Origin of the sequence: Streptomyces sp. NPDC088116 (assembly GCF_044741745.1) — a bacterium.
Lineage (GTDB): Bacteria > Actinomycetota > Actinomycetes > Streptomycetales > Streptomycetaceae > Streptomyces.
Genome location: NZ_JBIUTF010000003.1, coordinates 222,191 through 235,580, shown reverse-complemented (window position 1 = coordinate 235,580; position 13,390 = coordinate 222,191). Strand labels below are relative to the sequence as shown.

13 protein-coding genes are annotated in these 13,390 nt (G+C 70.1%); 9 read left to right on the top strand and 4 right to left on the bottom strand.

Features of this window, described 5'->3' with window-relative positions:
* Positions 1–9: 9 nt before the first annotated feature.
* Both ACIOJD_RS13555 and ACIOJD_RS13550 read left to right on the top strand, forming a co-directional pair.
* Entirely contained in the window at positions 10–813 is an 804-nt protein-coding gene (locus ACIOJD_RS13555) for an amino acid ABC transporter permease (protein WP_401912229.1), read from the top strand.
* A 5-nt stretch (positions 814–818) separates the two neighbouring features.
* The gene (locus tag ACIOJD_RS13550) at positions 819–1,667 is read left to right on the top strand and encodes an amino acid ABC transporter ATP-binding protein (protein WP_401912227.1); all 849 of its coding nucleotides are present in this window, start codon (positions 819–821) and stop codon (positions 1,665–1,667) included.
* A gap of 100 nt (positions 1,668–1,767) precedes the next feature.
* Here the strand turns inward: ACIOJD_RS13550 and ACIOJD_RS13545 are convergent, their stop codons facing one another.
* Positions 1,768–2,559, bottom strand: coding sequence for a metal-dependent hydrolase (locus tag ACIOJD_RS13545; protein ID WP_401912224.1), 792 nt, complete (start codon positions 2,557–2,559; stop codon positions 1,768–1,770).
* A gap of 214 nt (positions 2,560–2,773) precedes the next feature.
* On the opposite strand from ACIOJD_RS13545, the gene ACIOJD_RS13540 reads away from it, so the two are divergent.
* Together ACIOJD_RS13540 and ACIOJD_RS13535 are read left to right on the top strand one after the other, a co-directional pair.
* Positions 2,774–5,287 carry a DEAD/DEAH box helicase gene (locus ACIOJD_RS13540; protein ID WP_401912221.1) on the top strand — a complete coding sequence of 838 codons (2,514 nt, stop codon included), beginning with the start codon at positions 2,774–2,776 and terminating at the stop codon, positions 5,285–5,287.
* A 53-nt stretch (positions 5,288–5,340) separates the two neighbouring features.
* On the top strand, positions 5,341–6,219 hold the full coding sequence (locus tag ACIOJD_RS13535; protein ID WP_401912218.1) for an acyl-CoA thioesterase: 879 nt from the start codon (positions 5,341–5,343) through the stop codon (positions 6,217–6,219).
* Positions 6,220–6,282: 63 nt separating this feature from the next.
* Here ACIOJD_RS13535 and ACIOJD_RS13530 read toward each other — a convergent pair whose 3' ends face one another.
* Entirely contained in the window at positions 6,283–6,483 is a 201-nt protein-coding gene (locus ACIOJD_RS13530) for a DUF6011 domain-containing protein (protein WP_401913861.1), read from the bottom strand.
* Positions 6,484–6,626: 143 nt separating this feature from the next.
* On the opposite strand from ACIOJD_RS13530, the gene ACIOJD_RS13525 reads away from it, so the two are divergent.
* Complete coding sequence (locus tag ACIOJD_RS13525; protein ID WP_401886934.1) at positions 6,627–7,115, top strand: glutathione peroxidase; 489 nt, start codon at positions 6,627–6,629, stop codon at positions 7,113–7,115.
* Positions 7,116–7,207: 92 nt separating this feature from the next.
* On the opposite strand, the gene ACIOJD_RS13520 is transcribed toward ACIOJD_RS13525, so the two are convergent.
* A complete protein-coding gene (locus ACIOJD_RS13520; RefSeq protein ID WP_401913859.1) occupies positions 7,208–8,443 on the bottom strand; it encodes an acyl-CoA dehydrogenase family protein in 1,236 nt (411 codons plus the stop codon).
* Between the two features lie 150 nt (positions 8,444–8,593).
* Here ACIOJD_RS13520 and ACIOJD_RS13515 point away from each other — a divergent pair, with 150 nt between their 5' ends.
* On the top strand, positions 8,594–9,238 hold the full coding sequence (locus ACIOJD_RS13515) for a TetR family transcriptional regulator (RefSeq protein WP_401912215.1): 645 nt from the start codon (positions 8,594–8,596) through the stop codon (positions 9,236–9,238).
* Positions 9,239–9,310: 72 nt separating this feature from the next.
* Here the strand turns inward: ACIOJD_RS13515 and def are convergent, their stop codons facing one another.
* Positions 9,311–9,940 (bottom strand): peptide deformylase, encoded by a 630-nt coding sequence (gene def / locus ACIOJD_RS13510; protein WP_401912212.1) that lies wholly within the window; start codon positions 9,938–9,940, stop codon positions 9,311–9,313.
* Between the two features lie 116 nt (positions 9,941–10,056).
* Here def and ACIOJD_RS13505 point away from each other — a divergent pair, with 116 nt between their 5' ends.
* From ACIOJD_RS13505 to ACIOJD_RS13495, 3 genes are all read left to right on the top strand, one after another.
* Complete coding sequence (locus ACIOJD_RS13505; protein WP_401912209.1) at positions 10,057–11,295, top strand: MurT ligase domain-containing protein; 1,239 nt, start codon at positions 10,057–10,059, stop codon at positions 11,293–11,295.
* Positions 11,296–11,353: 58 nt separating this feature from the next.
* Complete coding sequence (locus ACIOJD_RS13500) at positions 11,354–12,082, top strand: type 1 glutamine amidotransferase (protein ID WP_401886946.1); 729 nt, start codon at positions 11,354–11,356, stop codon at positions 12,080–12,082.
* Between the two features lie 195 nt (positions 12,083–12,277).
* The gene (locus ACIOJD_RS13495; protein WP_401912206.1) at positions 12,278–13,303 is read left to right on the top strand and encodes a 6-phosphofructokinase; all 1,026 of its coding nucleotides are present in this window, start codon (positions 12,278–12,280) and stop codon (positions 13,301–13,303) included.
* Positions 13,304–13,390: the final 87 nt, after the last annotated feature.

Genomic DNA, 13,390 nt, shown 5'->3' with positions numbered 1-13,390 from the left:
TCCCGTCCTATGACCGCGTCCCGTCCGAAATCCCTGTCCCGTCGACAGCGAATCCAGGTCATCCGTGGTGTCCAGTACGCCGTGCTGGCCGCCGTGTTGCTCGTCCTCGCACTGGCCGCCGACTGGGGTGAGATACGCCGGGCGTTCTTCGATGTCGGTGTGGCCAAGGCCCAGTTCCCCGGCATCATCACGACCGCCCTTGTCAACACCGTCATCTACACATTGCTCGGTTTCGGTTTCGGACTGACTCTGGGCCTTCTCCTCGCGCTGATGCGGCTGTCCCAGGTCCCGCCGTACCGCTGGCTGGCCGTCGCCTATATCGAGTTCTTCCGCGGCATTCCCGCCCTGTTGGTCTTCATCGCCCTCGGGTTCGGTGTCCCGCTCGCCTTCCAGGTGGCCCTCAACCAGTATGTGACCGTGATGCTGGCCCTCGGCCTCGTCGGCGCCGCCTATATGGCGGAGACGATGCGGGCGGGAATCCAGGCGGTTCCCAAGGGGCAGACGGAAGCGGCGCGTTCGCTCGGTATGTCGCAGGGCCGGGCCATGGTGTCCATCGTCATCCCGCAGGCGCTGCGCATCGTACTGCCGCCGCTCACCAATGAATTGATCCTGCTGACGAAGGATTCGTCCCTGGTGTATCTGCTGGGCCTCTCGCTGTCCCAGTACGAGCTGGCCAAATTCGGCCGGGACGCGCTGAACCAGAACCGCAGCCTGACGCCGATTCTCGTCGCCGGACTCTGTTATCTGGTCATCACCCTGCCGCTCGGCCATCTGGTCCGGCGGCTCGAAGCACGTACGGCGAGGGCGAGGTGAGAGCGGTGACGACGGCTACTACGGCGGACGGACCGGCGACGGTGGACACACCGGCGATCGAAGTGCGGGGCCTGCACAAGTCGTTCGGTGCGGTGGAGGTGCTCGCGGGCATCGACTTCACGGTCGCCCGGGGCGAGGTCGTATGCGTCATCGGGCCGTCCGGCTCGGGCAAGTCGACACTGCTGCGCTGTGTGAACCTGTTGGAGGAGCCGACCTCGGGGACGATCGAAGTCGCCGGCACCGAGGTCACCGACCCGGATGTGGACATCGACCAGGTGCGCCGGCGGATCGGCATGGTCTTCCAGTCGTTCAACCTCTTTCCGCACCTCACAGCGGTGCAGAACCTGACGCTGCCACAACGCCGGGTGCTCGGCCGCGGCAAGGCGGAGGCCACGCGGATCGCCCACGACCGGCTGGCCCGAGTGGGCCTGACCGGCAAGGAGTCCGCCTACCCGGCGCAGTTGTCCGGCGGTCAGCAGCAGCGGGTCGCCATCGCGCGGGCGCTGGCCATGGACCCGGAGCTGATGCTCTTCGACGAGCCCACCTCCGCGCTCGACCCGGAGCTGGTCGGGGACGTCCTCGCCGTGATGCGCTCACTCGCCGACGAGGGCATGACGATGCTCGTCGTCACGCACGAGATGAGTTTCGCCAGGGAGGTGGCGGACCAGGTCGTCTTCATGGACGGCGGGGTCATCGTCGAGGAGGGCACACCGGAGCGGGTGATCGGCGCGCCCAGCCACGCCCGCACCCGGTCCTTCCTCTCGCGCGTGCTCAACCCCGCCGCGGCGGGACTCGGCGAAGGGACGGTTCCGGAGGCCGGAGGGACCGGCGCGAGCGAGAAGGCCGGGAAGTAGGCCGCCCCGCCCGGCTGTGACTCGGCGGGGCCACAGCCGGGCGGCCCGGGAACCCGGGGATTCGCCCTGGTTCCCGGGCCGCCCGGGGATACGCCACCGCTCAGATGAAGCCCAGCGCCGCCGCGCCGCCTATCCCGCCCAGCAGCATGAACACCGGCATCAGCACCTTGACCTCGACCCAGGCACCGGCCCGGAACCGCATCGCCTTCGGCGGGCCCAGCGGGTACCAGCGCTTGCGGCCCACCGGTATGGGCCACAGGATCGGGCAGCCCGACACCGTCAGCGCGTCGCCGATGTCGTGCACGAGCGCGCCCAGGACGATCGGGAGCCCCAGCCAGAGGTACTCCTGGCCCGGTTCGGTGAACAGCCAGTTCGCCCCGTTGCCCGGCTGGTCGAGTATGCCCGCCAGCATCCACGCGCTGGTGGCGCCGAGCAGCCAGACAAGGATGTCGCTGGAGACCCGGGCGGCCCGCCACAGCAGTCCTTCCACGGCGAGCACCATGTGTATGAAGAGGATCGCGAGGACTCCCCAGCGACCGCCCGCGTACGCGACCGCCGAGGCACCCGCGCCGATCATCACGGCCCAGAGCCAGGTGTGCGTCAGCGTGCGGTGACCGCCGGTCCTGCGGGGGTCGCCCTGCTTCTTGGTCGCCTTGTAGACGGCGTACGACAGTTTGTCGACGACTTCGCAGAGCGTCCGCGAGACCGGGCCGAACGCCCGGGAGATCGTCGCGGCCTTGTGGTCCAGGTCGGGGGCGAGCGCGGCGCCCGCGCAGATCAGCGCGCCGGCGACCAGGACCGGCCACGGCATCGCGTAGCCGGCGGCGGCAGCCGCGGCACCCGCCCCCAGCCAGGCCGCCGCCCCTGACAGAGAGTGTGCCGGTCCCATCATGGTCGTACCCGCCCCAATGCAATTGTCCGCAGTTGTTGTGCAGCTGCCGTCGCCCGCAGCCGTCGTTGTCGTGCGGCCGCCGCTGTCGTGCGGCAGCCGTTTGCCGTGAAGAACTGTGCGGTGAAGCACAGTTGCCACCGCAGCGTATCGTCCGTGATCTTCGCTCAGTCGTCCAGTTCCCGGTTCCAGGGGTAAGGCAGGCAAGATGGGGGGCGTGACCCTTATCGATCAGCTGCCGCCGGATGCCGACCCCGATGCCCTCTTCGAGGCTTTCTCCTCCTGGGCCGAGGGCCAGGGCATCACGCTCTATCCGGCTCAGGAGGAGGCGCTGATCGAGGTGGTCTCCGGGGCCAATGTGATCCTTTCCACCCCCACCGGATCGGGAAAGAGCCTGGTCGCGGCGGGTGCGCACTTCACCGCGCTGGCTCAGGACAAGGTCACCTTCTACACCGCGCCGATCAAGGCGCTGGTCTCGGAGAAGTTCTTCGACCTGTGCAAGCTCTTCGGCACCGAGAACGTCGGCATGCTGACCGGCGACGCCTCCGTCAACGCCGACGCCCCGGTGATCTGCTGCACCGCCGAGGTACTGGCGTCCATCGCGCTGCGTGACGGCAAGCACGCCGACATCGGCCAGGTCGTGATGGACGAGTTCCACTTCTACGCGGAGCCGGACCGCGGCTGGGCCTGGCAGATCCCCATCCTGGAACTGCCCCAGGCGCAGTTCGTCCTGATGTCGGCGACCCTCGGCGACGTCTCCCGCTTCGAGGAGGACCTGACCCGCCGCACGGGCCGGCCGACCTCCGTCGTACGGTCCGCCACCCGGCCGGTCCCCCTCTCGTACGAATACCGCCTCACCCCGATCACCGAGACGCTGACCGAACTGCTGGAGACCAAGCAGGCACCGGTCTACATCGTGCATTTCACCCAGGCCGCCGCCGTCGAGCGGGCGCAGTCCCTGATGAGCATCAACATGTGCACGCGCGAGGAGAAGGACCGGATCGCCGAGCTGATCGGCAATTTCCGTTTCACCACCAAGTTCGGCCGCAATCTGTCCCGCTACGTACGCCACGGCATCGGGGTGCACCACGCGGGCATGCTGCCCAAGTACCGCCGCCTGGTGGAGAAGCTCGCCCAGGCGGGCCTGCTGAAGGTCATCTGCGGTACGGACACCCTGGGCGTCGGCGTCAACGTCCCGATCCGTACGGTGCTGTTCACCGCGCTCACCAAGTACGACGGCACGCGCGTACGCACCCTGCGCGCCCGGGAGTTCCACCAGATCGCGGGCCGGGCGGGCCGGGCCGGATTCGACACGGCGGGCTTCGTGGTGGCGCAGGCGCCGGAGCATGTCGTGGAGAACGAGAAGTCGCTGGCCAAGGCGGGCGACGATCCGAAGAAGCGCCGCAAGGTGGTGCGCAAGAAGGCTCCCGAGGGCTTTGTCGCCTGGTCGGACACCACGTTCGAGAAGCTCATCGGCTCCGATCCCGAGCCGCTGACCTCGCGTTTCCGTGTCACGCACACCATGCTGCTGTCGGTCATCGCCCGGCCGGGCAACGCCTTCGACGCGATGCGCCATCTGCTGGAGGACAACCACGAGCCGCGCAAGCAGCAGCTGCGTCATATCCGGCGGGCGATCGCCATCTACCGTTCGCTGCTGGACGGCGGGGTGGTGGAGCGGCTGGAGACGCCGGACGCGGAGGGCCGGGTCGTCCGGCTCACCGTCGACCTCCAGCAGGACTTCGCGCTCAATCAGCCGCTGTCCACGTTCGCGCTGGCCTCGTTCGAGCTGCTGGATCCCGAATCGCCTTCGTACGCCCTGGACATGGTCTCCGTCGTGGAGTCCACGCTGGACGACCCCCGGCAGATCCTCGCGGCCCAGCAGAACAAGGCGCGGGGCGAGGCGGTGGCCGCCATGAAGGCCGACGGCGTCGAGTACGAGGACCGGATGGAGCGGCTCCAGGACGTCACGTACCCCAGGCCCCTGGAGGAGCTGCTCGTCCACGCGTACAACACGTACCGCACGAGTCACCCGTGGGTCGGTGACCATCCCGTCTCGCCCAAGTCGGTGATCCGGGACATGTACGAACGGGCGCTGTCCTTCACGGAGTTCACCTCCTTCTACGAGCTCGCCCGTACCGAGGGCATTGTGCTGCGCTATCTGGCGGGCGCGTTCAAGGCGCTGGAACACACCATTCCGGACGACCTCAAGTCGGAGGACCTGGAGGATCTCACCGCCTGGCTCGGCGAGATGGTCCGGCAGGTCGACTCCAGCCTGCTCGACGAGTGGGAGCAGCTGGCCAACCCCGAGGTGGAGACGGCCGAGCAGGCCCAGGAGAAGGCCGACCAGGTCAGGCCGGTCACGGCCAACGCCCGTGCCTTCCGGGTCCTGGTCCGCAACGCGATGTTCCGCCGGGTCGAACTGGCCGCCCTGGACAAGGTGGCGGAGCTGGGCGCGCTGGACAACGAGTCGGGCTGGGACGAGGACGCCTGGGGCGACGCGATGGACGCGTACTGGGACGAGTACGAGGACCTGGGCACCGGCCCCGATGCCCGCGGGCCCAAGCTGCTCGCCATCGAGGAGGATCCGGAGCACGGCCTGTGGCGGGTCCGGCAGACCTTCGCCGACCCCAACGGCGATCATGACTGGGGCATCAGCGCGGAAGTCGATCTCGCCGCCTCCGACGAGGAAGGCCTGGCCGTCGTGCGTGTCACGTCGGTGGGCCAGCACTGAGACGCTCCGGCGCTCCGACGCCTGAACGCTCCGAGAACGGGAGAACAGCGAACATGACGAACCCCGCCGAGAGACTGGTGGATCTGCTCGATCTGGAGCGGATCGAGGTCGACATCTTCCGCGGGCGCAGCCCCGAGGAATCCCTGCAACGGGTCTTCGGCGGGCAGGTCGCGGGCCAGGCGCTGGTCGCGGCCGGCCGCACCACCGAGGGCGACCGCCCGGTCCACTCGCTGCACGCGTACTTCCTGCGGCCGGGCCGGCCGGGCGTCCCGATCGTCTACCAGGTGGAACGGATCCGGGACGGCCGGTCGTTCACCACCCGCCGGGTCACCGCCGTCCAGCAGGGCCGCACGATCTTCAATCTGACGGCCTCCTTCCACCGCCCGGAGAAGGGCGACTTCGAGCACCAGCTGCCGCCGCGGCTCGACTTCCCGGACCCCGAGACGCTGCCCACGGTCTCGGACGAGGTGCGCGAGCATCTGGGCCAACTGCCCCAGCCGCTGGAGCGGATGGTCCGGCGCCAGCCTTTCGACATCCGCTACGTGGACCGGCTGCGCTGGACGCCGGAAGAGGTCAAGGACGCGGACCCGCGCAGCGCGGTGTGGATGCGCGCGGTGGGCCCGCTGGGCGACGATCCGCTGGTGCACACCTGCGCGCTGACGTACGCGAGCGACATGACGCTCCTGGACGCGGTACGCATCCCGGTGGAGCCGTTGTGGGGGCCGCGCGGCTTCGACATGGCGTCGCTGGACCACGCGATGTGGTTCCACCGTCCGTTCCGCGCGGACGAGTGGTTCCTGTACGACCAGGAGTCGCCGATCGCGATCGGCGGCCGGGGACTGGCCCGGGGCCGGATCTACGACCGGGAGGGCCGGCTCCTGGTGTCGGTGGTGCAGGAGGGCCTGTTCCGCAAGCACGACGAGGCGAAGTAGCCCACGACGAGGCGAAGTAGCCGCGCTCCGGGGCCCGTCGGCCGCCGGCCGGGGCCCGTCCGGTCACTCGACGCCCGGCAGCGGGTCCTGTTCGGCGTCCCGCCGCCGGGTCCTGATGTCCGGGGCGGGCGGGTGGAGTTTGGCGTCGCAGGCGGGGCCGAGGCCGGTGCGGCGCGATGCCGTACCGGTGAGCGGCCTGCCGCACATACGGCACCGGACCTCGCGGGCGCGGCGGGGTGCGCCGTCCGGCTCCGAGCCGGGCAGCCGGTCGTCACTGGGCCGGTCGTCACCGGGCTGTGGTTCACGCGGGGTTTCGGGCACGTCCCAGCTGTATCAGCCCCGACCGGCGGGGCCGTCGTCCGCGGGTCCACAATGAGGCGAGAACACCGGATACCGAGGAGATCCTGATGGCTCTGTACGACATTCCGCTGACCACTCTGACCGGTGAGCCCACCTCCCTGGCCGCGTACGAGGGCAAGGCCGTGCTCCTGGTGAACGTGGCGTCCAAGTGCGGTCTCACCCCGCAGTACGCCGGTCTGGAGCGGCTCCAGCAGCAGTACGGCGACCGGGGCTTCACCGTTCTCGGCGTGCCCTGCAACCAGTTCGCGGGGCAGGAGCCCGGCAGCGCGGAGGAGATCGGGACGTTCTGCTCGGCGACGTACGGCGTCACCTTCCCGCTGCTGGAGAAGACGGACGTCAACGGCGAGACCCGGCACCCGCTGTACGAGGAGCTGACGCGGACGGCCGATGCCGAGGGCGCGGCCGGGGATGTGCAGTGGAACTTCGAGAAGTTCCTGCTCTCCCCGAAGGGCGAGGTCGTGGCCCGTATCCGTCCGCGTACGGAACCGGAGGCCCCGGAGGTCGTCGCGGCGATCGAGGCACAGCTGCCCGCCTGATCCCGCGCCACGGGAAACCGGCGCCGACGCCGGCCCTCCGCGGGCTCCGGCGTCGGCGTCGTTTTCAGGACACGTTCCAGTGGCCCATGTCACTAACGGATCGGCATGCCCGACAGCGTGCGGGCGATCACCAGGCGCTGGATCTCGCTCGTACCCTCGAAGATCGTGTAGATGGCGGCGTCCCGGTGCATGCGCTCCACCGGATACTCGCGGGTGAAGCCGTTGCCGCCCAGTATCTGTACGGCCTGCGCGGTGACCGTCTTCGCCGTCTCGCTCGCGTACAGCTTCGACATGGACCCCTCGGCCGAGGTGAACGGCCTGCCCGTCGACGCCATCCAGGAGGCCCGCCACACCAGCAGCCTCGACGCGTCGATACGGGTGCGCATATCGGCCAGCTGGAAGGCGATGCCCTGGTTGTCGATGATCGGGCGGCCGAACTGGCTGCGGGTCCTCGCGTAGTCGAGCGCGACCTCGTACGCCGCGCGGGCCGTGCCCACCGCCATCGCGCCGACCGCCGGGCGGGAGGCCTCGAAGGTGGCCATCGCCGCGTTCTTCACGCGCTCGCCGCCAACGTCCGCCGACGCCGCTCGCTCGCGGGCCCGTGCGAGACGCTCGTCGAGCTTCTCCTTGCCGCCGAGCAGACAGTGCCCCGGCACCCGTACGCCCTCCAGGACGACCTCGGCCGTGTGGGAGGCGCGAATACCGTGCTTCTTGAATTTCTGCCCCTGGTAGAGACCGGGGGTTCCGGGCGGCACGATGAAAGAGGCGTGCCCCTTCGAACCCAATTCGGAGTCGACCACCGCGACGACGACATGGACATTGGCTATACCGCCGTTGGTCGCCCATGTCTTCGTGCCGTCGAGTATCCACTCGTCCTTCGCCTCGTCGTACACCGCGCGGGTACGCATGGCCGCCACGTCGGAGCCCGCGTCGGGTTCGGAGGAGCAGAAAGCGGCGACCTTCACATCGTCCGCGTCGCCGTACATCTGCGGGATCCAGGTGCCGATCTGCTCCTCGGTGCCGTTGGCGAGGACGCCGACGGCCGCCAGGCCCGTACCGACGATCGACAGCGCGATGCCCGCGTCGCCCCAGAAGAGTTCCTCCATCGCCATCGGGATTCCGAGGCCCGTGGGGTCGAAGAACTGCTGGGCGTAGAAATCCAGGGAGTAGATCCCGATCTTGGCGGCCTCCTGGATGACCGGCCAGGGGGTCTCCTCACGCTCGTCCCACTCGGCTGCGGCCGGCCGGATGACGTCCGCGGCGAAACCGTGGAGCCAGTCACGGACCTGCCTCTGGTCGTCATTGAGATCGAGCGTGAACTCGGCCATGTTTTCCTCCAGCATGTTACTTGCGGTAACTACAGTCTGTTACTCGTAAGTAGGGGATGTCAACCAGCCACGGCTCACTCACCATTGACCGCGGGCAGGGTGTTACGTTGCCCGAGCGTCAGGCAATCGCACGGGCGGGGAGACACACCTATGGAGACCACACAGCAGGCCGAGCAGCAGCGGTCGGCGCGACAGCGGCGGCGGCAATTGCTGGAGGCCGCGGACCGGGTGGTGCTCCGGGACGGCCCCCAGGCGTCCATGAACGCCATCGCCGCCGAGGCGGGCATCACCAAACCGATTCTCTACCGTCACTTCGGTGACAAGGGCGGGCTGTACCGGGCGCTCGCCAAGCGCCACACCGACGCGCTGCTGGACGCCCTGCGGACCGCGCTCGACGCACCCGCCGAGCGGCGCCAGCGGGTCGAGGCCACCCTCGACACATATCTCGCCGCGATCGAGGCGCGCCCCCAGGTCTACCGGTTCCTGATGCATCCGGCCGAGGACACCCAACTGCCCGAGCCGGGCTTCGACGTCGGCCGTCATTCGGCTCCGCTGCTGCGCCGTCTCGGGGAGGAACTCGCCAAGGTCATCCAGGAGCGGGTCGACCTCGGGCCGGGCAGCGAGCAGCTCTCCCGGGTCTGGGGCCATGGCATCGTCGGCATGATGCACGGGGCCGGCGACTGGTGGCTCGGTGAACGCCCCTGCTCCCGGGCCCAGTTGGTGAGCAGCCTGGCGGATCTGCTGTGGGGCCGGCTGGCCGCGGTCGCCGACCGCGCGGGCGGCCCCGGCTTCTGAGCGCCGGGCGCGCGCGTCGACGGATCCGGTGTTTCCGGGGCACGTGCCGGGCGCTCGGCACCCGTCGAACGGTCAGGCGTACGGTCCGGCGCCCCCGGAGCCGGGTCCGGTGCCGGCTCCGTTTCCGGCCGACGGCCTCGCCCCTGAGCCGTCCCCCGTACCGCCCCACGGCGCCCGGCGTGCCGCCCGCAGCGCCCTGGACCGCCGCCAGCCGGTGAGCCGGTCGGTGTACACCATGCCGTCCAGGTGGTCGCACTCGTGCTGGAGACAGCGCGCGAAGAAGCCCGAGCCCTCGATCCGTACCGGCGCGCGGTCCCGCGTGACGCCCTCCACCACGGCACGGTCGAACCGCTCGGTGCCCGCCTCGATGCCCGGCAGCGACAGGCAGCCCTCGGGCCCGCGCAGCACGAGACCGTCCGCGTCGGCCGCCACCGGCCGGGGATTGACGACGTGTCCGAGATGGCGGACCTCCTCGTCGTCCGGGCAGTCGTACACGAACACCCGTAGGGGAACGCCGATCTGGTTCGCCGCGAGCCCGACGCCCCGGGCGGCGTACATCGTCGCGAAGAGATCCTCGATCAGCCGAGTCAGCGCCGGACCGAAGTCCGTGACGGGCTCACAGGGGGCGTGCAGCACCGGATCGCCGAGCATTCTCATGGCCTGTACTCGCCCGGTACTGCCGGGGATCGGACGGTTTCGCATGCCGATCAGGGTACGGTCCACGAGGTCCCCGGCCTTCTGCCAGGTGCCGCGGTTCGGGCGCCTGGCCGGATCTCGATAGGCTGACCCGGGGACCGATGCGAGGAGGACCAAGGACGATGTCAGGCAACACGGACCCGTTGTCGCCGCGGGCCAAGCTGGCCGTGACGGCGGGCAAGGCCGCGGCGGCGGTGTCGCGCGCCGCTGGGCGTGGCAGCGGATCGGTGATCGGCGGCAAGGTGGCGCTCAGGCTGGACCCCGATCTGCTGGGGCGGCTGGCGCAGCATCTCGACGTCATCCTCGTATCGGCGACGAACGGCAAGACCACCACGACGCGACTGATCGCCGAGGCACTGCGGGCCGCCGGGCCCGTCGTGTCCAACGCGCTCGGCGCCAATATGCCCGCCGGAATCACCTCGGCGCTCGCGGGCGGTTCCGACGCCAAGTTCGGCGTGATCGAGGTGGACGAGAAGTACCTGGCCGGAGTGGCCCGGGACACGACGCCCAAGGCGATCGCGCTGCTCAACCTCTCCCGCGACCAGCTCGACCGCGCCGCGGAGACCCGGATGCTCGCGGAGAAGTGGCGCGAGGGGCTGGCCGGTACGAAGTCCGTCGTCATCGCCAACGCCGACGACCCGCTGATCGTCTGGGCCGCCTCCTCCTCGCCGAACGTGGTGTGGGTGGCGGCCGGGCAGGAGTGGAAGGACGACGCCTGGTCCTGCCCCGCCTGCGGCGGTGTGATGCAGCGGCCGGGCGACGACTGGTTCTGCGGCGAGTGCGGTTTCCGCCGCCCCGCCCCCAGCTGGGCGCTGCACGGGGACCATGTCCTCGACCCGCACGGCTCGGCCTGGCCGATCCACCTCCAGCTGCCCGGCCGCGCCAACAAGGCGAACGCCGCCACCTCCGCCGCCGTCGCGGCCACCTTCGGGGTGCCCCCGCAGGTGGCGCTGGAGCGGATGTACCAGGTGCAGGCCGTGGCGGGACGGTACGACGTGGTGTCGTTCCTCGGCCGCGACCTGCGGCTGCTGCTCGCCAAGAACCCGGCGGGCTGGCTGGAGACGTTCTCGCTCATCGACCCGCCGCCGACCCCGGTCATCCTCGCCGTCAACGCCCGTGGCGCGGACGGCACGGACACCTCGTGGCTGTGGGACGTCGACTACACCCGGCTCGCCGGTCACCCGATCTTCGTCATCGGCGACCGCAAGCTGGACCTCGCCGTGCGCCTGGAGGTCGCCGGGCTGGACTTCCGGGTCTGCCAGACGCCCGACGAGGCCGTGCAGATGGCGCCGCCGGGACGGATCGAGGCGATCGCCAACTACACCGCTTTCCAGGATCTGCGCCGCCGAGTGGGGAACTGACGCCGTGCCCGAGAACTGGACCCCACGGACCCCGCGGACCCCTGGAGGAGGAACGAGAATGAGCGACAACAGCCTGCGCCTGGTGTGGATCTACCCCGATCTGCTGAGCACCTACGGGGACCAGGGCAACGCCCTGGTGGTGGAGCGCCGGGCGCAGCAGCGTGGCCTGGGCGTCACGCGCGTGGATGTACGCAGCGACCAGCCGGTGCCGACCTCCGGCGACATCTACCTGATCGGTGGCGGCGAGGACCGGCCGCAGCGGCTGGCGGCGGAGCGGCTGCGCCGTGACGGCGGGCTCAGCCGAGCCGTCTCCAACGGTGCCATCGTGTTCTCGGTCTGCGCCGGTTACCAGATCCTCGGCCATGAGTTCGTCAACGACCTGGGCGAGCGCGAGGCCGGTCTCGGGCTGCTCGACGTGGTGTCGACGCGTGGCGAGGGCGATCGGTGCGTCGGTGACGTACTGGCCGACATCGACCCGCGGCTGAACCTGCCGCAGCTGACCGGCTTCGAGAACCACCAGGGCATCACGCATCTCGGGCCGACGGCGCGCCCGTTCGCGCGGGTGCAGCTCGGCCGGGGCAACGGCACGGGCGACGGCACCGAGGGCGCGTACAACGACACCGTCTTCGGTACGTACATGCACGGCCCGGTGATGGCCCGCAATCCGCAGATCGCGGACCTGCTGCTGAAGCTGGCCCTCGATGTGAACGCGCTGCCGCCGACCGACGACCGCTGGTACGAGGCGCTGCGCGCCGAACGGGTCGCCGCGGCCGTCCAGCCCGCCTGACGTCCCGCAGCGCCTCCGGCCGGGTGCCCTCCCGGGTCCGAAGAGAGATCCGGAAGGGCCCCGGAGGCGCCGTGGGAGCGCGTCCGGCAATCGGGCGCAGGGTTCGGTCCGGGCCCGCCCGCCGGTAGGCTGGCGAGGACCTGGCCGTACAAAGGTGTCCGGCCGTCGGCCCACGTTGCAAAGGTATCCCGGGCAATGCGAATTGGTGTGCTCACCTCAGGCGGCGACTGCCCCGGCCTCAACGCCGTGATCAGGTCCGTCGTACACCGCGCCGTCGTCGACCACGGCGACGAGGTGATCGGCTTCCACGACGGCTGGAAAGGCCTCCTGGAGTGCGACTACCGCAAGCTCGACCTGGACGACGTCGCCGGCATCCTCGCCCGTGGCGGCACGATTCTCGGCTCGTCCCGGGTGCAGCCCGCGCATCTGCGGGACGGGGTGGAGCGGGCCCGTGGGCATGTGGCCGAGCTGGGGCTCGACGCGATCATCCCGATCGGCGGTGAGGGCACCCTCAAGGCCGCCCACCTGCTTTCCGAGGCCGGGCTGCCGATCGTCGGCGTACCGAAGACCATCGACAACGACATCGCCTCGACCGATGTGACCTTCGGCTTCGACACGGCCGTCGGTGTCGCCACCGAGGCGCTCGACCGGCTGAAGACGACCGCCGAGTCCCATCAGCGCGTGCTGATCGTCGAGGTCATGGGACGGCACACCGGCTGGATCGCCCTGCACTCCGGCATGGCCGCCGGTGCCCATGCCATCGTCGTCCCCGAACGGCCCTTCGACATAGGCGAGTTGACCGAGCTGGTCGGCAAGCGCTTCTCGGCGGGGAAGCGGTTCGCCATCGTCGTGGTCGCGGAGGGCGCGAAGCCGCGCGAGGGCTCGATGGAGTGGGACGAGGGCGGCAAGGACGTGTACGGCCACGAGCGCTTCGCGGGGGTGGCCCGGCAGCTCTCGATCGAGCTGGAGGAGCGCCTCGGCAAGGAGGCCAGGCCGGTCATACTCGGCCATGTCCAGCGTGGCGGCACCCCCACGGCGTACGACCGGGTCCTCGCGACCCGTTTCGGCTGGCACGCCGTCGAGGCGGCGCACCGCCGCGAGTTCGGCATGCTGACGGCGCTGCGCGGCACGGACATCGTCATGGTGCCGCTGGGCGACGCGGTGGAGACGCTCAAGACGGTGCCCGCCGAGCGGTACGCCGAGGCGGAGTGCGTGCTCTGATCCGTACCACCGCTGCCCGGGTCACCGGAACCGCCCCCGGTCGCGGAAGCGGCCGGGGGCGGTTCTAGTCTGGTGCGGACAACCGGC